Annotated in this window: 15 protein-coding genes; 8 read left to right on the top strand and 7 right to left on the bottom strand. The window is 43.0% G+C overall.

Features of this window, described 5'->3' with window-relative positions; all coding sequences use genetic code 11:
- Window positions 1-14: 14 nt before the first annotated feature.
- The gene (locus tag J3L18_RS17250) at window positions 15-2,024 is read right to left on the bottom strand and encodes a KUP/HAK/KT family potassium transporter (protein WP_129568482.1); all 2,010 of its coding nucleotides are present in this window, start codon (window positions 2,022-2,024) and stop codon (window positions 15-17) included.
- 315 nt (window positions 2,025-2,339) lie between these two features.
- Here J3L18_RS17250 and J3L18_RS17245 point away from each other — a divergent pair, with 315 nt between their 5' ends.
- The 3 genes from J3L18_RS17245 (at window position 2,340) to J3L18_RS17235 (ending at window position 7,127) form a co-directional block, all read left to right on the top strand.
- Complete coding sequence (locus J3L18_RS17245; protein WP_129568483.1) at window positions 2,340-2,948, top strand: alpha-ketoglutarate-dependent dioxygenase AlkB family protein; 609 nt, start codon at window positions 2,340-2,342, stop codon at window positions 2,946-2,948.
- 118 nt (window positions 2,949-3,066) lie between these two features.
- Window positions 3,067-5,046: an amidohydrolase family protein gene (locus tag J3L18_RS17240; protein ID WP_189549102.1), complete on the top strand. Its 1,980-nt coding sequence runs from the start codon at window positions 3,067-3,069 to the stop codon at window positions 5,044-5,046.
- Window positions 5,047-5,219: 173 nt separating this feature from the next.
- Window positions 5,220-7,127: an amidophosphoribosyltransferase gene (locus J3L18_RS17235; protein WP_129568485.1), complete on the top strand. Its 1,908-nt coding sequence runs from the start codon at window positions 5,220-5,222 to the stop codon at window positions 7,125-7,127.
- 501 nt (window positions 7,128-7,628) lie between these two features.
- Here J3L18_RS17235 and J3L18_RS17230 read toward each other — a convergent pair.
- Complete coding sequence (locus tag J3L18_RS17230) at window positions 7,629-8,285, bottom strand: LysE family translocator (protein ID WP_091172523.1); 657 nt, start codon at window positions 8,283-8,285, stop codon at window positions 7,629-7,631.
- Between the two features lie 167 nt (window positions 8,286-8,452).
- Between J3L18_RS17230 and J3L18_RS17225 the strand changes: the two genes are divergently transcribed.
- Together J3L18_RS17225 and J3L18_RS17220 are read left to right on the top strand one after the other, a co-directional pair.
- Complete coding sequence (locus tag J3L18_RS17225; protein ID WP_112654787.1) at window positions 8,453-10,087, top strand: MFS transporter; 1,635 nt, start codon at window positions 8,453-8,455, stop codon at window positions 10,085-10,087.
- 110 nt (window positions 10,088-10,197) lie between these two features.
- Window positions 10,198-10,671 carry a deoxycytidylate deaminase gene (locus tag J3L18_RS17220; RefSeq protein WP_129568486.1) on the top strand — a complete coding sequence of 158 codons (474 nt, stop codon included), beginning with the start codon at window positions 10,198-10,200 and terminating at the stop codon, window positions 10,669-10,671.
- Between the two features lie 103 nt (window positions 10,672-10,774).
- Here J3L18_RS17220 and cmk read toward each other — a convergent pair whose 3' ends face one another.
- On the bottom strand, window positions 10,775-11,452 hold the full coding sequence (cmk, locus tag J3L18_RS17215; RefSeq protein ID WP_129568487.1) for a (d)CMP kinase: 678 nt from the start codon (window positions 11,450-11,452) through the stop codon (window positions 10,775-10,777).
- A gap of 71 nt (window positions 11,453-11,523) precedes the next feature.
- Here cmk and arfB point away from each other — a divergent pair, with 71 nt between their 5' ends.
- Window positions 11,524-11,934 carry an alternative ribosome rescue aminoacyl-tRNA hydrolase ArfB gene (arfB, locus tag J3L18_RS17210; RefSeq protein WP_129568488.1) on the top strand — a complete coding sequence of 137 codons (411 nt, stop codon included), beginning with the start codon at window positions 11,524-11,526 and terminating at the stop codon, window positions 11,932-11,934.
- A gap of 155 nt (window positions 11,935-12,089) precedes the next feature.
- On the opposite strand, the gene J3L18_RS17205 is transcribed toward arfB, so the two are convergent.
- Complete coding sequence (locus tag J3L18_RS17205; protein WP_129568489.1) at window positions 12,090-13,049, bottom strand: lipid A deacylase LpxR family protein; 960 nt, start codon at window positions 13,047-13,049, stop codon at window positions 12,090-12,092.
- A 192-nt stretch (window positions 13,050-13,241) separates the two neighbouring features.
- Here J3L18_RS17205 and J3L18_RS17200 point away from each other — a divergent pair, with 192 nt between their 5' ends.
- Window positions 13,242-13,673: a DUF1801 domain-containing protein gene (locus J3L18_RS17200; RefSeq protein ID WP_129568490.1), complete on the top strand. Its 432-nt coding sequence runs from the start codon at window positions 13,242-13,244 to the stop codon at window positions 13,671-13,673.
- A gap of 135 nt (window positions 13,674-13,808) precedes the next feature.
- Here the strand turns inward: J3L18_RS17200 and lon are convergent, their stop codons facing one another.
- Window positions 13,809-16,283 carry an endopeptidase La gene (gene lon / locus J3L18_RS17195; RefSeq protein ID WP_129568491.1) on the bottom strand — a complete coding sequence of 825 codons (2,475 nt, stop codon included), beginning with the start codon at window positions 16,281-16,283 and terminating at the stop codon, window positions 13,809-13,811.
- Window positions 16,284-16,651: 368 nt separating this feature from the next.
- Here lon and J3L18_RS17190 point away from each other — a divergent pair, with 368 nt between their 5' ends.
- Complete coding sequence (locus tag J3L18_RS17190; protein WP_090531867.1) at window positions 16,652-17,302, top strand: tetratricopeptide repeat protein; 651 nt, start codon at window positions 16,652-16,654, stop codon at window positions 17,300-17,302.
- Between the two features lie 20 nt (window positions 17,303-17,322).
- On the opposite strand, the gene J3L18_RS17185 is transcribed toward J3L18_RS17190, so the two are convergent.
- Window positions 17,323-17,847 carry a hypothetical protein gene (locus tag J3L18_RS17185; protein WP_189549104.1) on the bottom strand — a complete coding sequence of 175 codons (525 nt, stop codon included), beginning with the start codon at window positions 17,845-17,847 and terminating at the stop codon, window positions 17,323-17,325.
- Window positions 17,848-17,875: 28 nt separating this feature from the next.
- On the bottom strand, window positions 17,876-19,399 hold the full coding sequence (gene gpmI, locus J3L18_RS17180) for a 2,3-bisphosphoglycerate-independent phosphoglycerate mutase (RefSeq protein ID WP_091172496.1): 1,524 nt from the start codon (window positions 19,397-19,399) through the stop codon (window positions 17,876-17,878).
- Between the last annotated feature and the right edge of the window lie 56 nt (window positions 19,400-19,455).

Below are 19,455 nucleotides of genomic sequence, written 5' to 3'. Positions count from 1 at the left end.
CATAGCGGTTAGCGCTACGCAAAAACTTTCTTACCCATAACTTCAACCGCTTTATGCGTAACCGGGTCAACCCTTTTTATGTGGATATTATTAACCGGTTTTACCACCAGCGGGATCTTTTCAATGCGTGTTTCACTGGTATCAAGCCCAAAAGCTTTAGCTTCTGACTGGGCCAGTTTTTTAATGGCAAAATAGCTGTTAAGGATAAAGCTCTCCGATACGTTGAACACGTTATTGTACGACAGGAATTTCTCCATGATCACAAACCTGAAATCGGCAGCCATATTGTATTGTTTTAATGATGGGTAATTGCTGGAGATATCAATCTCGCCACGTTCAACCATATCTTCAACTACTTTACGGAACAATACGTTTACCCTCGGCTGGATCCTGAAGCCCAAACGGAATTCTACGCGGATGACTTTGCCCGGCTCAATTTGGTCAACACTGTACTCCATAGTGTATGGCTCGTCGGTGCGTTCAATGTGCACAAACCAATAGGTGTCGGCACGTTTAGGACGGCGGCTCATGATGGAGTAGATGATCTTTTCTTCAATTTGTTTGCCATTATTGGCTTTGGTAAGATAGATCAGGTGCGTAGCGTATTTGTTTATGGTAGTATCATTGCTCAGTGCGTTTAGTAATGGCAGTTTCTCCTTGATGTCGGTAAAATGAAGGAAGCGGTTATTGATTTTACGGGCCTTAAACCAGGTGTACATCGTAAAGATCAGACCAACTTCAAATCCCACAAAAAACAAACGTTTTAGTATTTTAACCGCGTTCGCTACAAAAAAGGAGAATTCGACGGTTACAAATAAGCACAGGATAATGGTAACCAGCCATACAGGCCAGTGCTTTACATAGCGCATAAAGTAATACATTAAAATGGTAGTGCTAAGCATAGCAATGGTGATGCTGAATCCGTAAGCAGCCGTCATTGCGCTTGAGGTACGGAAATAGAGCGATACCAGGATGCAGCCGATACACAGTATCCAGTTGATGCTTGGAATATAGATCTGCCCGCGGATATTTGACGGGTATTTGATGGTGATCCTTGGCCAAAAATTCATGCTTACCGCCTCACTGATTAGCGTAAATGAACCACTGATTAAAGCCTGGCTGGCAATAATGGTTGCCAGTGTAGCCAAAGCTATCGCAGGTAGCAGGAAGAAATGGGGAACGATTTCAAAGAAAGGGTTAACGCCGGTAAAGTTCTTACCCGGTGCTTGTGACAGCACCCAGGCGCCCTGCCCCAGGTAGTTTAATATCAGGGTTGTTTTCACAAAGATCCAGCTTACCTGGATATTGCGCCTGCCGCAATGGCCCAGGTCGGAGTATAGGGCTTCGGCGCCAGTGGTACATAAAAATACCGCGCCTAACAACCAGAAGCCTTTAGGATGGTCCATCAGTAAATGGGCGCCATAATAAGGATTGAGAGCTTTAAAGATAGATGGGAAATGTGTTATTTGTATAGTGCCTAATACGCCCAGCATAATAAACCACAGCAGCATAACCGGCCCGAATGCCGAACCGACCACCTTGGTGCCAAACTGCTGAAAAAAGAACAGCAATAAAATGATGCTAATTACAATAATGAGGATCAGGTTGTTGCCGGGGACAATAACGGTTGAAAATGCCGGTACTAAATTTAAACCTTCAATGGCCGAGGTTACAGAGATGGGTGGGGTAATGATACCATCGGCAAGCAAAGTACCTGCGCCAATTATAGCAGGAGTAGCCAGCCATTTACCGTAACGCCTTACCAGTGCGTATAATGAAAAAATACCGCCCTCGCCTTTGTTATCAGCCTGCAGCGTAATAACGATATACTTAAAAGTGGTTTGCAGTGTGAGTGTCCAGAAGATACAGGAGATAGAGCCTAATACCAGCGCGGGGTTCACCTTACCGCCTTCAACCAACAGGGTTTGAAAAACATAAAGAGGAGAGGTACCGATATCGCCAAAAATAATGCCGAGGGTAACGATCATACCCGCGAAAGTGAGTTGCTTAACGTGCGAATTCATGAAATGTATAAATTGTTAGGGGAAAAAGAGGAGATGATACCAGCTGCAATGAAGGAACTTATTGTCCGTTTTGTAAATTTTGCTGTAGCAGCGATAAACAATGCCATCGTAAATTTATTTTGTATTGTGAGGCCACATGGCCAATAAACATGCCACAACGTTTTTTGCTTTATTTACAGGCTTGTGTTATAGGAGTTTATCAAAATGAGAAAGATTTTCTCAATATGAGGAAAAGCTATCAAAATGATAGGTTTTATCATTCTGATAGCAGAGTGGCCCATCGTGTTTTATGGTATGTAATACAGATATTTGAACATGGACCTATTTAATAATGACCAGCTGAACCTGTTTGGTGCGCCAAAAAACTTATTGCCTTTTGATGGAGAGGTATTGCTTTATCCCCATTTTTATAAGGAAGATGTATTTACGCGGCTGGTTGAGGAAACACCATGGAAGCAGGATAAAATGAAGATCTACGGCAGGGAAGTGAACTTCCCACGGCTTACGGCCTGGTACGGAGAGCGCGATGAAGTATATGTATATTCAGGTGTGGTAAATGTGCCGGTTAAGTTTAGCCCGCTGCTTAATAGCATTAAGCAGGCGGCGGAGCAGCAATGCGGTCACCGGTTTAATACAGCGCTGCTTAATTATTACCGTGACGGCAGCGACAGTATGGGCTGGCATAGTGATGATGAAAGCGAGCTTGGCGGTAACCCTGTCATCGCTTCGGTATCGTTTGGCGCTTCGCGGGTTTTTCAGTTTAAGCATAAGCGGCAAAAGAATGCTAAAGTATCTGTCGTACTTAACAACGGCGATCTGCTGATCATGCAGGGGCAAACGCAGCATCATTGGCTTCACCAGGTACCCAAAACAAGCAGGATGCTGGGGGCGAGGATTAATATAACGTTTAGAAGTATTGGGTGAAGATTTTTTGCTTTGATGATGTGGTTGGTCAGAAGGCGCAATTATGAGTCCCTGCACAAAAAAACTGTTTTGTAACATCCCAAACAAACCGCTATCTTACATTAACATTACTGACCTTATGAAAACATCTTTATTATTATTTGCCGCCTTTTCGGCCTTAATAACAAACGCCAATGCACAAACCGATTTGCCAACCGATAGCGGTACCTTTTTTCTGCATAAGTTTGAGCAACACATTGGTAAGGAAACCTATTATGTGCACAAGTATAAAGATGCCGTTCATTACAATATCAATTTTAAGTTTGTTGACCGCAGTTCGCCGGTGCCGCTTACTGCCGAGTTGAAGGTGAACCCCGTAGCCGATCCACTGGAATTGACTATAAAAGGCAATACTTCAAGATTTTCGACCATTGATGATAAAATAACTATTCGCGGAGGCGAAGCTGCTATCAGGGTTAACGATTCATCCTATACACAAAAAGTACTGCCGCTCAGCTTCCCGGTAGCGGGCTATTCGCCGGGCACTGTGCAGCAGGTGCTCATTCAATATTGGAATAAACATAAACAACCTGCAAGTATCCATACACTGCCATTTGGCGCGGTACGGATCAAAAAAGCAGGTATTGATCAGCTTAAGTTTAACGGTAAACCGCTCACGCTTAACCGGCTCACCATAAGCGGACTGGTTTGGGGTAACGAACTGGTTTGGACTGATAATGAAGGTAAACTCATATGCCTGATAACTAATGACGCGGAGGGTGACAAACTGGAAATGATGCGGGTACCTTACGAAGAACTGTTACCGCAGCTCATCAGTAAGGCGGCTACTTATGGTATGGAGCTATTTGCGGAAGCGGCCGCACCAACAGGTAAAGCAGATAAGATAATAGCTATTACCGGTGGCAACCTAATTGATGTAAACACCGGTGTAAGCATCCCCAATGCCATTGTTTTGATAGAAAACGGCATTATTAAACAAACGGGCAAGGTTGGTGAGGTTAAAATACCGGCAGGGGCTAAGCTTATTGACGCCAAAGGGAAAACCATTTTACCAGGCTTGTGGGATATGCACTCGCACTTTGAACAGGCCGAGTGGGGGCCAGCCTATCTTGCAGCAGGTGTAACTACCGTGCGCGATTGCGGTAACGAATTTGGTTATATCAACGCTATAAAAGCCGCTATTGATGGCGGCAAAGGCGTGGGCCCCAACATCATTAAAGCTGGAATTATTGACGGCAAAGGGCCTTATGCATTGGGGATTATCCAGGCGGATACTAAGGAAGATGCTATAAAGGCAGTAGACCGTTATAAAGAAAATGGCTTTCAGCAGATCAAGATCTATAGTTCGGTTAAACCGGCTATAGTTAAAGTTATTTGTGATGAGGCACACCGATTGGGTTTAACCGTAACAGGCCATATCCCGCAGGGCATGACCCTTCAGCAAGGCGTTGATTCGGGGATGAATATGGTTAACCACGTACAGTATGTGTATTCAATCATGAAACGGGATAAGGACAGGTCGGTTATTTTCGATGATTCGGTAAGTATTGCGGCTATTAAGTTTATAAAAGACCATCACGTGGTAATTGATCCTACCATAGGTGTTTTCGAGCTCGCCTTCCGTAATGTTAAGGATGATATAACCAAACTGGAGCCTAATTATTATACCCTGCCGCTGCCGCTCCAGGCATTGTTTAAAAACATGGGCGAAGAACCGGAAAAGGCCGCTAAGCTGAAACCTTTGTATGAAAGCATGAAGAAAACCGTTAAGGTATTGCATGATGCCGGAGTTACTATTGTTGCAGGCACAGATATGGGGTTCCCCGGCTATAGTCTTGACCGCGAACTTGAATTATATGTTGAAGCCGGTCTTACCCCGGCGCAGGCTATCAAAACAGCAACGATAACACCGGCAATGGTGATGGGGCTTGATAAAACAACAGGTTCGGTTGAAGCGGGAAAGCAAGCCGACCTTGTTATTATCGATGGTGATCCGCTGCGTAATATCAGGGAGATCAGGAAAGTATCGGTAGTAATAAAAGAAGGCCGGATCTATGACCCGGTTAAGCTGCACCAGATGGTTGGGTTTAAGAAATAGGTGTGTGGTTTATTGGGTTGATTATGTTAATGTTTGGTTTTCAGTGCGATAGCTACTCATTAAATCAGTCATTCACCAAATCAACCAGGCAATCAATAAACTACTAATTTATGACAATAGATTTTACCGATACTTCATTTTAAAATGATACCTTTGCAGCCTCATTCCGAATCATGAGCGATCAGATTAAACATGAATGCGGTGTGGCATTTATCCGCTTACTAAAGCCACTATCTTATTATCAGAAAAAGTACGGAACTGCACTGTACGGCCTGAACAAACTTTATCTCTTAATGGAAAAACAACACAACCGCGGCCAGGATGGCGCAGGTGTTGCTACCATTAAACTGGATATTGAACCGGGCAAAAGATACATCAGCCGTCACCGCTCAATGGCCTCAAATGCCGTTGCCGACATTTTTGAATATATCCAAAAGAAATTTGCGGACATTCAGAAAGAGACCCCCGAAAAAATGGCGGACGCTGAGTGGCTTAAAGAACATGTTAGCTTTACCGGCGAGGTTTTGTTAGGGCACCTGCGCTATGGTACCCATGGCAAAAACAGCATTGAAAGCTGCCACCCGTTTTTGAGGCAAAACAACTGGATGACCCGTAACCTGGTTATTGCCGGTAATTTTAACATGACCAATGTTGATGAATTATTGCAACAACTTTATGCATTAGGTCAGCATCCAAAGGAAAAGGCCGATACGGTTACTGTGCTTGAAAAAATAGGCCACTTCATCGATACTGAAAACCAGGGCTTGTTCGATCAGTACAAACGTGAGGGATTAGATGATAACATGGAGATCAGTAAGCTTATAGCTAATGATATGGATGTTGCCAAGATCCTCCGTAAATCGGCCAAGAACTGGGATGGCGGCTATACTATTGCCGGGATCCTTGGCCACGGAGATGCCTTTGTAATGCGCGATCCGGTGGGTATCCGCCCGGCATTTTATTATTATAATGATGAGATCGTTGTTGCGGCATCTGAACGCCCTGCTATCCAAACGGCATTTAACGTGCCTATGGAGGAGATCAGGGAAATTCGTCCCGGCCATGCGTTGATCGTTAAAAAGAATGGTAAAATAACCGAGGATATGTTCAGCGAGCCAAAAGAAAAGAAAGCCTGCTCTTTTGAGCGGATCTACTTTTCGCGCGGCAGTGACTCGGCCATTTACCGTGAGCGTAAGCAATTAGGTCGCCTGCTTTGCCCGCAGATATTGGATTTTGTTAATCATGATATTAAAAATACGGTATTCTCTTACATACCCAACACCGCCGAAGTTGCCTTTTATGGTATGGTTGAGGGTATGCATAAGTATGTAAAGAAATATCAGCACGAAAAACTGCTTGAGCTTGGAAGCGACATTACCGAAGAAAAGCTTACCGAAATATTACAGGTAGCCCCAAGGGTTGAAAAAATAGCCATTAAGGATGTTAAACTGCGTACTTTCATCACCCAGGACGCGGATCGCAGCGAAATGGTGGCCCACGTATACGATACTACTTACGGATTGATCAGAAAAGGCACCGATACCTTAGTAGTATTGGATGACTCAATAGTTCGTGGTACTACGCTGAAACAAAGTATCCTGAAAATTCTTGACAGGCTTGGCCCTAAAAAAGTTGTTGTAGTTTCATCTGCTCCGCAGATCCGTTACCCCGATTGTTATGGGATCGACATGTCACGTATGGGTGAATTTGTGGCATTTGAAGCAGCAATCAGTTTGTTAAAAGAGATGGGCAGGGAAGATGTGATCCTGGATGTTTATCAAAAATGTAAAGACAGCCAGAAACTGCCGAAGGAAGAAGTTGAAAATTATGTGAAAGAGATTTATGCCATGTTTACCGATCAGCAGATCTCTGACCGTATTGCGCAGATCATCACACCTAAAAATGTGAATTGTGAGGTACAGGTAATTTATCAAACCTTAGATAACCTGCATATTGCCTGCCCTGATAACCTTGGTGATTGGTACTTTAGCGGTGATTACCCAACGCCGGGTGGTAACAAGGTTGTTAACCGCGCCTTTGTTAACTGGATGGAAGGTAAAAACCAAAGAGCTTATATGTAATGCCCCCTAACCCCCTAAAGGGGGAATGATATACGAGGCGATGAGTTTTTCATCGCCTTTTTTGTTAATTGATCGTAGGTGAAATTATAAATGAGACTTGAGCGATCAATATCATTATAAAAAAAAACTTCAAAAAGAAGAATGAAAAAATCCTTAAACCAGTAGCCATAAATCGCTTGTTTTGTTCGGTTGTAATTCGGTTTATTCTTTTTATTACTAAATAATTAAACCAAAAATGAATAAGGATCGGCGCGAAGGCAATAATAGTTATTGGGGCAACAAAACCGAACGGTAAAAGGAAACTCGGGTTGAACAGGTGTAATAGTATAAATAGAACTAACGTTGCGCCAATCAAATTAAACTGGGTGTTGCTGAACCAACTCTTTTTATGAAGTTTCGAGTATACCAGTAGATCGGTCACTATTGCGAATAGCAAGTAGGCGAATTTGAGTAACATTATGATAAGGTTTAAAAATGGCTAAGGTTGAAATATGTAACTATTTACGATCCTGCCGGCGCTGCAAATACAAAATGCGTAACCAGCTTATCAATCAGCACCAACGAGGCAATAATAAGCGCAATGCCGGCAACCTCATTTAAACGGTGAATAAACTTAACCGAAATACGTGCCCGGAGTTTATTGGCATAAAAAGCTTTGAGGGTATCCATACCAAACTGGATGATCAGTATGGTTAAAAACATAACAGCTATATGAAACGACCTGTGCGGGGTGCCCACCAGGAATGTTGTACTGGCCGCGCCGATCACCACCGTCCAGTGGAAGAGGAGGGTAGGGTTAAAAATGCACATCAGGAAACCTTTAAGTATGTAACCAAAGCGGTCGGCGCCTGATGGTACTTTATTTTCATAATTGATCTCGCTTTTCTTGAACATGTAATATAGGCCAAGCGCGAATAATATGGCGCTGCCTACAACGCCTGCTATAACTTTGGTATGGTCAGATACATCGATATATTGCGAACCAAACAGGATTGCGCCCACAAAAACCACATCGCTGCAAACCACACCAAGGGCAAGCGAAACACCGGCATGAAACCCTTTTTCGATACTGGTTTTAATGAGCGCAAAAAAAACCGGGCCGGTAATAAATGTAAGTACTAATCCAAACCCGATACCCGAAACAATGGCTTTTATCATTAAGTTAAGCTTTGTTCTTTTTTGAACATTGCGAATATGCAATTTTATCTCATAAACAACGAAAGTTAAAATTGTGATTTAATTTATTTAAAAAAGACCAGAGAGTTTTACCAAAATTGAATTATGTTTAGAAATTCAAAAATCAAATCTGTACAACCTATTTTAAAATGGAACAAAACAATGCTAAGAACTACGGCACAGCTTTGTATACGCTGATTACCGTGTTTTTCTTTTGGGGCTTTTTAGCCGCCTCCAACGGTATTTTCATACCCTTCTGTAAAGAGCACTTTCACCTTACCCAATTTGAATCCCAATTAATTGACTTTACCTTTTATGGCGGATATTTCATTGGTTCATTGATACTTTATTTTGCATCACAAGCCAGTAAAGTTGATATTATGAACAAGTTAGGTTACAAAAATGGTATCATTTTAGGCCTTGTTGTTTCGGCGGTTGGTGCATTGGCTATGATCCCTGCTGTAGCTTCGGGCGCGTTTGGTTTCATTTTGGCTGTATTCTTTATTATAGCTGTTGGTTTTTCGTTACAGCAAACGGCTGCAAACCCATTTGTTGTTGCATTAGGGCCTCCTGAAACCGGTTCAAACCGTTTAAACTTTGCAGGCAGTATCAACAACATAGGCGCTTTATTAGGCCCTGTAGTTGTAAGTGTGGTATTATTTGGTTCGGCAACCGCAAAAACTGCCGCGGCAGATGTTAAAATATCATCAATCAATAACCTATATTATTTGTTGGCTGGCTTGTTCATTGCTGTTGCTTTGTTCTTTTGGTTTTCGAACCTGCCAAAGGTTACCAGCGATGAAAAGATCGAATCAAGCTCAAAAGCAAATACACCATTGCTGGTGATGTTTGTAGCGTTTTGTTTGATACTTGCAGCCGACCCTATCAGCAAAGCTATAGGCATACCAAGCCAATATTTTGTATATGCTTCGTTAGCTATAATCGTATTTACACTGATAGGTACCATTTTCGCCGCTAAAAAGAGTAAAGAAGGCTGGGGCGCTATGCAATACCCGCAGTTAATATTGGGTATGCTGGCTATATTTACCTATGTAGGTACTGAGGTTACTATTCAAAGTAACATGGGTTCATTATTGAAGACCCCTGAATTTGGTTCTTTTGCTGAGTCGGACATTGCTCCATATATTTCATTATACTGGGGTAGCTTAATGATCGGGCGTTTTGCGGGGTCTATTGATGCGTTTAATCTTTCAAAATCGGTTAAATATGTTTTATATATTTTAATCCCGTTCCTCGCATTCGGCATAGTGCTGCTGGTAAATGTTTTCTCGGGCGCTAACGTAAGCCACCTGTACGCTTATGCAATTTGCGTGGCCATCCTGATCGTTGCTTTCTTTATCGGTCAGCAAAAACCAACCCGTACTTTATCGGTACTCGGTTTGTTGGGCGTAGCGTTCATGCTTGCAGGTTTATTTACTACAGGCAAGGTAGCTACCTTCGCGTTTATCAGCGGTGGATTATGCTGCTCAATTATGTGGCCATCAATTTTCTCATTAGCTATTACAGGTTTGGGTAAATACACCAGCCAGGGCTCGGCGTTTTTGATCATGATGATTTTGGGCGGTTCGATCATCCCGCCGCTGCAAGGTAAAATTGCCGATGGTGCCGGTAATGTTGTTCCGGGTATGAGCGGTATCCACTTCTCATACATCGTGCCTGTAATAGGTTTCGCATACCTTGCTTATTTTGCTTGGAAAGTTAGCCGTGAGCTCCGTCATCAGGGTATCGACCTTGACCACGTTGAAGTTAAAGGCGGACATTAATCTTTTTAGAAATTAGAGGTTGGAGATTAGAGGTTAGGCCTTTAATTTTCAACCTCTTTTCTTTTTATAATAATTTTAACTAATCTCAACTCTTTAACCTCCGATCACCGATGACAAAACCCAGCTTCGATCAGATTTTTATGAACCTGGCCACTGATCTGGCCGAGCGGTCGCATTGTGTTAAAGCACATGTTGGGGCGGTTTTAACGCGTGATACGCGGATTATTTCCATAGGCTATAACGGTCCGCCGGCTGGAACACATAATTGTGATGTGGAATGGCCCGAAACAGGTTGTGCGCGCGATTCAAAAGGCAGCTGTTCACTTGCCCTGCATGCCGAAGAAAACGCGATACTTTATGCGGTAAAAAACGGGGCACGACTTGAAGGCGCTACGTTGTATACCACGCTGTCGCCATGTTTGCCTTGCGCAAGGCTCATCTATTCGGCGGGTATAACCCATGTGTATTACGATAAATCTTATGCCGAGTATAAAGGCTTAGCAAGCGACGAGGGGGTAGATTTTTTAAACAGGTTTGGGGTTAAGGCGGAGAAGTTTAAGCAGAACCATGATTCACTTGATTAAAGGATTTCCTGATACATATCTGAATCATGATTCACTTGATTAAGGGATTTCTTGATAGGCTTTAAATATCAAGAAATCCTTAAATCCTAAAAATCATGGTTCATTACTCCGCAACAAACGGTTCAATATGGCTTATGGCAAACATCAATTGCTCATCCTGGCTTAGGTCGGTGTTGTCTAATATAATGGCATCTTCGGCGCGGGTAAGGGGGCTTTCCTCGCGCGTGGTATCCTGGTAGTCGCGGTGTGCCAGGTTATCAAAAACCTCTTCTAAAGTAATGTTAGGATTGGTTGGTAATAACTCTTTATATCTACGTTCGGCGCGGATCTTTGGATCGGCAGTCATGAACAGTTTCACCTGGGCATCCGGGAATACTACCGTACCGATATCGCGGCCATCCATAATAATATTTTTAGAGCGGCCTAAACGCTGCTGTTGCCTTACCATGGCAGCGCGCACTTCTTTTATAGCTGCTACCGAGCTAACTTTATCGGCTACGTGCATCTGGCGGATCTCTTCAGACACGTCCTCTTCATTTAAGGTAATAAAGGTTTTATGGTTTTGCGTATGAAAATTAAGATGGATATTATGCAACGCGTCCGCTATCTGGGCATGATCTTCAAGATCAATATTATGCCTTAAAAAGTATAAGGTTACGGCACGGTACATAGCGCCGCTATCAACATAAATAAAATGAAGCTCTTTTGCTAAAGCTTTTGCCAGGGTGCTTTTCCCGCACGAAGAATAACCATCAATGGCTACTACGATATTGTTGTTCATAGAGCTGCTAAAATAGCAAATTATTAGCAAATGGCCCGATAGCGGTAACTCAATAAGGCTTATTTTTGAAGATGAATTTTAACAAAGCCGATCTCCAAAAGGAAACGAGCTACAAAACATCAAGAAGTGGGGGAAAGGGCGGCCAAAACGTAAATAAGGTTTCGAGCAAGGTTGAACTGTTATTTTCAATAGGTTCGTCCGCTTTGTTTAACGATGATGAAAAGCTGCTGCTAACCGAAAAGCTGCAGACCAGGCTTAACAAAGATGGTTACGTGCAGGTAATATGTGATGAAGAGCGAAGCCAGTATCTCAATAAAGAAAAAGCAATTGAAAGGTTAACAACGCTGCTAACAAAAGCCCTTCAAAAGCCCAAAGTGCGTAAACCCACTAAAGTGAGTAAAGCCGCAAAAGCGGCAAGATTGGACAGCAAGAAAAGGCAATCGGTAAAGAAGGAGAATAGGAAAAGTGATTTTGGTGAGTAGTTAAGCGAACTCTCTAAAGCTATGTCATTGCGCAGCGTGGCAATCGCATACTCTACAGAGTGGCAATGCTTCCGTGCGATTGCTTCGTTCCTCGCAATGACATGATGGTTCAGGTAGCGGTTCTTCTAATCACTAACCTCCAACCTCTAATCTCTTTATTTAAACCTGTAAAGCCCGGTAATTGAACCCCATTGGTGCGAGCGGAGCATTTCCTTAGTGTCTTTGGTATGGAATATTGCCGCTATATCAAAAGCGAAACGGCTGGTTGTAAAAGCTACACCTACCTGTTGGCTAAATATAAACGGTTTCTTTTCTGAAACAACTTCCAGGCTGTTTGGGTCGTCATGTTTGCGGAACAGGCTGCTCTGGATGGTTGCATCATAACCAACCAAATTGGCTAAAGGCTTGTAGTAAAAAAAGATCTCGTGCTTGTGCAGTAATTTTTCCTCACCGCCGGTTGATACCGTACTTTGGGTACTGATGGAATTGAACAGCTGGTTGAAATTTCCCAGACGTACCATACCCCCGGCGCCAGCGCCGGTAAAGCCGTTACCCAGGTTGGCATATGAGCTAAAGCTCAGGTCAATCCATGAGGAACGGGCCAGCAGCTTATTATACTCGGCCGAAAGATTGAGCTCTACATCATTTTTGACCTGGTATTGCCAGCCGTTAAGTTTGTAAAAACCGAAAGTATTGTGAATAAGCTTCTGAACAGGTTCGCCGCCCGCGGCCGGGCCTACCAAGCCTATCTGGGCGCCAAGCTTCAGGTTACTTTCGTTTTTGTAAAGCAAGTTAAGTGTTGAGCCTAAATAAGTATACGCTGCAAACGGCCTGTCAATATCAAATGGTCCGCGTACAAAGCCCGATTGGGGGTTGAACATTTTTTGCCCTAACTCAAATCCTAAAACTTTGTTTTGGAGTGAATTTTCGGACGGTTTTACGGTTAACGCCTTTCGGTAGTAAAAGAAAATACCATTGGTGTAATACCTGTCAGATCCCTGACCAAGGAACGAATCATTGTCAGTTTGAATACCAAATTCATGACCGCGGGTTTGTGCAAATAAACAGGTAGCGCTTAACAGGCATACCAGTGTTAAAAATAGTTTATTAGGCATTGGGGTTTATATAGTATAATAGTATATATGTGCGCTAATATATAAAAAACCCGATGCAAATAAAGCAGTTATAAATTTAGGGAATGTTACAGTTTAAAATTTGGTTGATGAGAAAGAAATGAATTAGGGTTTTACTAAAAATAAAACGAAATTTAAAAAGCAAAGCAAGCAACCCATAATCCCATATTTTATATGAACGTGCAGCAACAAACCGAAGAGTATATTACCAGCCAACCCGAACCCAAACGTGGTGATATGCAAATTTTACATAGACATATACTTCAAATATTACCGGGATGTAAATTATGGTTTGAGGACGGCAGAAACGCTGAAGGCCGGATTGTTAGCAACCCTAACGTGGGATATGGATCTTACACCATAAAATACGCTAACGGAACAACCAGGGAGTTTTTTCAGGTTGGTATGAGCGCCAACACTACGGGGATCTCTATCTACATACTTGGTATTAAGGATAAAAAATATTTAGCCCAAACCTATGGAAAAGAAATAGGCAAGGCGAGCGTGACAGGGTATTGTATTAAGTTCAATAATTTAAAAGATATAAACATTGATATACTTGAAGCTGCAATAAGGGATGGGGTTGAGATTACAAATGAAAATTAAAATTCGAGCCGCGAACACTATTTTAAGTTGGGCATTATGTTTCGATACCTTGTCATGAAGAACTTCTAAAACAAAAAAGTTTTACAGCGCATAACTGTAAAACTTTTTTGTTTTATGCCGGGAAATAGCCCTGCTTTAATTAATTGCTGCTTTCTCGTCTTCTTTAACGGTAAGATTTATTGGATTTTTAACCTTTTCGTTAAGCAGGGCCAGCGTTATCACATCCCGCATATCGGTAACGTAATGAAAGCTAAGGTCTTTGATGTAATCTTCCTTAATTTCCAAAATGTCTTTTTGGTTCGATTTGCACAGGATGATCTCTTTTATGTTGGCGCGTTTTGCAGCCAGGATCTTTTCTTTGATACCGCCTACAGGCAAAACCCGACCCCGGAGGGTGATCTCGCCCGTCATGGCCAAATTGGGCTTTACTTTACGCTGTGTAAATGCCGAAACCAGTGCTGTAAGCATGGTAACACCCGCCGACGGGCCATCTTTAGGGGTAGCGCCTGCCGGTACGTGTACATGCACATCCCACTGATCAAACAGTTTAGGGTTGATGTCAAAATCGGCAGCATGCGCGCGCAGGTAAGCGAGGGCTATAGTTACCGACTCTTTCATCACATCGCCAAGACTGCCTGTTAGTGTTAAGCGGCCTTTTCCGGGGCTTAAACTGGCTTCAATGAACAGGATGTCGCCGCCTACAGAAGTCCAGGCCAGGCCTGTTACAACGCCTGCTACGTCATTGCCTTCATAAAGGTCTTTATCAAAAATAGGTGCGCCCAGTATCTTTTCAATATCTTTTTTACTTACAACACTGTTGTAAGGCTCTTCCATGGCTATGTTCTTAGCCACGCCGCGCACAACCGAACCTATCTTTTTCTCCAGTGAACGTACCCCCGATTCGCGGGTGTAATCAACTATCACCTTTTCGATAACATCTGCTTTAAGACTTACATCTTTTATTTTTAAGCCATGTGCTTCGCGCTGTTTAGGTACAAGGTGTTGCTTGGCTATCTCAATTTTTTCTTCAATGGTATAGCCGTTCACTTCAATGATCTCCATCCTGTCTAACAAGGCAGGCTGGATAGTGCTCAGCGAGTTGGCGGTAGCAATAAACATCACGTTTGAAAGGTCGTAGTCCATTTCAACATAGTGATCAGAGAAGGTGCCGTTTTGCTCGGGGTCAAGTACTTCAAGCAGGGCCGATGATGGATCGCCCCTGAAATCGTTGCCTACTTTATCTATCTCATCCAAAATAAATACCGGGTTTGATGCGCCCGCCTTTTTTATCGACTGGATAATGCGGCCCGGCATAGCACCAATATATGTTTTACGATGACCCCGGATCTCCGCTTCATCGCGGATTCCGCCTAATGCCATGCGCACATATTTACGGCCCAAAGCTTTGGCTATTGATTTACCTAACGATGTTTTGCCAACCCCCGGAGGGCCAACCAAACAAAGTATCGGAGCTTTCATGTCGTGCTTTAATTTCAGCACGGCCAGGTATTCGATAATGCGTTGTTTTACTTTATCTAAACCAAAGTGATCTTTATCAAGGATCCTTTGCGCACGCTTAAGGTCAAAGTTATCTTTGGTAAACTCGTTCCATGGTAAATCAAGCAGCAGTTCAAGATAATTGATCTGAACCGAGTAATCGGCTGCTGCGGGATTGGTACGGCTCAGTTTTTCAAGCTCTTTGTTAAAATGATCTTTAACTTCCTTTGCCCATTTCTTTTTGATGCCACGCTGGCGCAGGCTCTCAATTTCCAGGTCGGGCGTATTGCCGCCCAGTTCTTCCTGTATAGTTTTTAGCTGCTGGTTAAGGAAATAATCCCTTTGCTGTTTGTCAAGGTCAACGCGTACTTTGGTCTGGATCTGGTTTTTTAATTCCAGCATTTGCAGGTCGAGCGTTAAATGCTCAAGCACAAGGTTGGCACGTTCGCGCAGGTTGGCAATTTCAAGCAGGTGTTGTTTAGCGGTCATATCAGCGTTCATATTTGATGATATGAAGTTGATCAGGAACGATGTGCTTTCGATATTGCGGATTGCGATCCCTGCTTCACTCGGGATATTTGGCGAAAGCTGGATAATATTCATGGCCATATCCTTAATGGATGATACCATGGCTTTAAACTCTTTATCTTCCTTGATTTTTATCTCATGAAAGGACTCAACTGTGGCTTTTATATAGGGTTCGCTCTGTACTTCTTCTTTTAAATAAAAACGTTTTTTGCCCTGGATGATAACGGTGGTGTTACCATCAGGCATTTGCAGCATTTTTATAATGAGTGCTATAGTGCCAACTTTGTTAAGCTGGTTAAAAGTAGGGTCTTCAATCCCCACATCCTGTTGCGAAACCACCCCAATCATGCGGCTGCCTTTATTGGCATCGCGAATTAGTTTTATTGATTTATCCCTGCCAACTGTAATTGGGATCACAACACCCGGGAAAAGTACAGTATTGCGCAAGGGTAAAATAGGCATTACATCGGGCAGTTCCTCATTATTCATCTCCTCCTCATCTTCCGATGACATTAGCGGGAAAAATTCTGAATCCTCGTTTATAACCGGTAAAGCATTTTTAAAATCAAACGGATCGAAATTCATTATTATATTTTAGTAGAATAAAACGTCATGTTGTCAGCCTGTAAGATAGTTTCTACTTCAATTACAGGTTAAATTGCGATTATCAATCGCACATAACTATGGTTCAAGAGCTGTGCCAAGTTACGATAATAAATAGCAACAATTAATCTGGTGATTTAACGTACTGGTTACATGTTTGTTACAAATTTGTAAAACGAATTGTAAATAAATAAGATTTTATTGGTAAAGATGAAAAAAAGTCATAGTATCGCTGTGCTTAAATTATTTGTATGTGTGAAAAATTTTATATAAAACCACAATATAGCATAATAATTTAGGGTATTAATAGTTAATATTATACCATTTTTGTTTTACCAGTAATCCGTTTAATGAAGTTATCAGTTATCCTGCCCCTTCTGATCATGTCTTCGCTCGAGTCGGCTATAGCACAAAACGCTTATGTACGGCTCGGCCAGCAGGCGCTCATGGATGGCGATTTCCGTTCGGCGGTGTCACACCTGGAAAAGGCGTGCATAACTGATTCAACAAATGCAAACGCTATGTGGATGCTGGGCTACTCATACTACCACAGCGATAATTACAAAAAATCGATACTGGCATATACCAAGGTAATTGCCGTAAAGCCGGCCGATGCAACAGCTTATTATTACAGGGCAAGGGCAAAAAGCTACCTCGGGAGAGACAGCCAGGCTTCAGCGGCGGATAAGGAATTGTACCTGTTAGGCGCTATTGTGGATCTTACAAAGGCCATTTCTATTAACAGCGATCTCAGGGATAACAAATACTACCAAAACAGGGGCATAGCTTACCGCGACTACGGTATGTTTAAATTGCAGGCGACATCTCGTTTTTATGACAAAGCAAGGGGAATAAACTCGTTAAAAGCTTCAGTTGCCGATCTGGAAAAAGTACTGGCAGATAACCCGGGCCGCATGGACATTTCCGCACTGATCGATCAGTCAAAAGAGAAACTCATTCAGGCTACTACAGGGGTTAATACTTTAGTGAAGCAGCACTAAATCCGATTAAACTTTCTCTTTTACCTTTTAGGCAGGGTTCCCTGCACTTTGTAATCGTTCCGGCCCATCAATTTCACATGTTGTGTTTTTTGGATCAGGTAGAGTGAATCGGGAAAATAACTCAATTTTTCGTTGGTTTCGTACAGCAGGTTTTTGGTGTGGTTATAGATCAGGATCCACGCCACTTTATCGCCGGCTTTTTTGATGATGATGCGGCGGGTTTTAAGCTCTGGTGTGCGGGCTTTATAAACAATAGCGCTATCGCTTGTGCTAACCGTATAACTGTTTTTCCAGGCCGGGCGGTTAATGTCCGACTGGATAAACAAATTAAGCTCCTGGTTCCAGTTGCCAATATGTACCACTTTGGTTTCGGTAACGCCATTGTGGGTAACCGTTTTGTTTACCGCAGGGTTTAGCCTGGTAAGCCGTGCCGAATCGGCCCTGAAAAATTCTTTCAGGTCAAAGTAAACCAGTTTGGCACCGCTTTGCCTGTTATCGGGCCGGCAGGAATATAAATTTGCTATTAACAATAAAAAGCCGCCCATCAGGGCGGCTTTGCTTATGTTTTTTGGATTACACCAATACATTACCAGTCATTTCGGGAGGGATGGCAACACCTAATATACTTAATATGGTTGGCGCCACATCGCCCAGTTTTCCGTCTTTTACCTCTTTAACATCCTTGTCAATCACGATACATGGTACCAGGTTGGTGGTATGTGCCGTATTGGGCGACCCATCTTCGTTGATCATGTAATCGGCATTGCCATGGTCGGCCAGGATAATAAACGAATAGCCGTTGGCCAAACCTGCTTCAACAACAGCTTTGGTGCAGCTGTCGGCAGTTTCGGCTGCTTTAACCACCGCGCTAAAAACACCGGTATGGCCAACCATATCGGTATTGGCAAAGTTAAGGCAAACAAAATCAGGCCAGCCGGTTTCCAGTTCCGGGATAATGGCATCACGGATACCGGCAGCACTCATCTCAGGCTGCAAATCGTAGGTGGCAACCTTTGGTGATGGTACTAACAATCTTTTTTCGTTGGCAAACTCTTTTTCCCTGCCGCCCGAAAAGAAGAAGGTTACGTGCGGGTATTTTTCGGTTTCGGCAATCCTGATTTGTGATTTACCTGCATTTTGCAGGATCTCGCCCAAAGTTTTGGTCAGATCTTCTTTATTGAAAACAACCTGAACATTCTTAAACGTTTCATCATATGGTGTCATGGTGATGTAACGGATAGCCAGCGGGTGCATGTTGTATTCGGGGAACGACTTTTGAGTTAACGCGATACTGATCTCGCGGCCCCTGTCGGTCCGGAAGTTAAAGCAGATCACCACGTCGCCATCTTTAATCACGGCTAAAGGTTTTCCTGCGTCATCAACAGCAACTATCGGTTTTACAAACTCATCGGTAACACCTTCAAGGTAGGAGTGTTTGATGAGCTCGGTAACGTTTTGGGTTGATGTGCCAATGCCATTAACCATCAGGTCGTAAGCCAGTTTAACACGCTCCCAGCGGTTATCACGGTCCATAGCATAGTAACGGCCTATCGCCGAAGCTATCTTAGCGCCGGTACCTGCAATATGCTCTTCAAGTTCGGTAACAAAGCCCAAACCAGATTTAGGATCGGTATCGCGGCCATCTAAAAAGGCATGGATATATACATTGTTAACGTCCAGCTGTTTTGCGGTGTCGCAAAGGCCTTTCACGTGACGAATATGCGAATGTACACCACCGTCAGATACTAAACCGATAAAGTGTACATCTTTATTGTTTTGTTTAGCGTATTCAAACGCATCTTTCAATACGGGGATAGTTGGCAGCTCATTGTCATCAACTGCCTTATGAATGCGGCCAAGTTCCTGGTAAACCACGCGGCCTGCACCAAGGTTCATGTGACCAACTTCCGAATTGCCCATTTGCCCGGCAGGTAAGCCTACTGCTGTTCCTGAAGCTTCAAGCTTTGAATTTGGATATTGCTTAAGCAGGCCATCAACAAAAGGAGTATTGGCAGCCAGTATAGCGTTTGATTGATCGTTGCGGCCATAACCCCAGCCATCAAGTATTATTAGTGCGAGTTTCTTTTTGTTTTCCACAATGCAAATATAAAGGCAACTGGGTACTTTATATATAATTTTTTAATTTAGGTTAG

Origin of the sequence: Mucilaginibacter gossypii, from assembly GCF_017569325.2 — a bacterium.
Classification (GTDB): domain Bacteria; phylum Bacteroidota; class Bacteroidia; order Sphingobacteriales; family Sphingobacteriaceae; genus Mucilaginibacter; species Mucilaginibacter gossypii.
Note: the sequence above shows the minus strand (reverse complement) of the source record. Positions and strands in the feature narration are given on the sequence as shown.

What these genes read in the sequence shown, in the direction of transcription:
- J3L18_RS17250 (WP_129568482.1), bottom strand. Translation starts at nt 2,024, where the DNA reads ATGAATTCGCACGTTAAGCAACTCACTTTCGCGGGTATGATCGTTACC.
- J3L18_RS17245 (WP_129568483.1), top strand. Translation starts at nt 2,340, where the DNA reads ATGGACCTATTTAATAATGACCAGCTGAACCTGTTTGGTGCGCCAAAA.
- J3L18_RS17240 (WP_189549102.1), top strand. Translation starts at nt 3,067, where the DNA reads ATGAAAACATCTTTATTATTATTTGCCGCCTTTTCGGCCTTAATAACA.
- J3L18_RS17235 (WP_129568485.1), top strand. Translation starts at nt 5,220, where the DNA reads ATGAGCGATCAGATTAAACATGAATGCGGTGTGGCATTTATCCGCTTA.
- J3L18_RS17230 (WP_091172523.1), bottom strand. Translation starts at nt 8,285, where the DNA reads ATGATAAAAGCCATTGTTTCGGGTATCGGGTTTGGATTAGTACTTACA.
- J3L18_RS17225 (WP_112654787.1), top strand. Translation starts at nt 8,453, where the DNA reads ATGGAACAAAACAATGCTAAGAACTACGGCACAGCTTTGTATACGCTG.
- J3L18_RS17220 (WP_129568486.1), top strand. Translation starts at nt 10,198, where the DNA reads ATGACAAAACCCAGCTTCGATCAGATTTTTATGAACCTGGCCACTGAT.
- cmk (WP_129568487.1), bottom strand. Translation starts at nt 11,452, where the DNA reads ATGAACAACAATATCGTAGTAGCCATTGATGGTTATTCTTCGTGCGGG.
- arfB (WP_129568488.1), top strand. Translation starts at nt 11,524, where the DNA reads ATGAATTTTAACAAAGCCGATCTCCAAAAGGAAACGAGCTACAAAACA.
- J3L18_RS17205 (WP_129568489.1), bottom strand. Translation starts at nt 13,049, where the DNA reads ATGCCTAATAAACTATTTTTAACACTGGTATGCCTGTTAAGCGCTACC.
- J3L18_RS17200 (WP_129568490.1), top strand. Translation starts at nt 13,242, where the DNA reads ATGAACGTGCAGCAACAAACCGAAGAGTATATTACCAGCCAACCCGAA.
- lon (WP_129568491.1), bottom strand. Translation starts at nt 16,283, where the DNA reads ATGAATTTCGATCCGTTTGATTTTAAAAATGCTTTACCGGTTATAAAC.
- J3L18_RS17190 (WP_090531867.1), top strand. Translation starts at nt 16,652, where the DNA reads ATGAAGTTATCAGTTATCCTGCCCCTTCTGATCATGTCTTCGCTCGAG.
- J3L18_RS17185 (WP_189549104.1), bottom strand. Translation starts at nt 17,847, where the DNA reads ATGGGCGGCTTTTTATTGTTAATAGCAAATTTATATTCCTGCCGGCCC.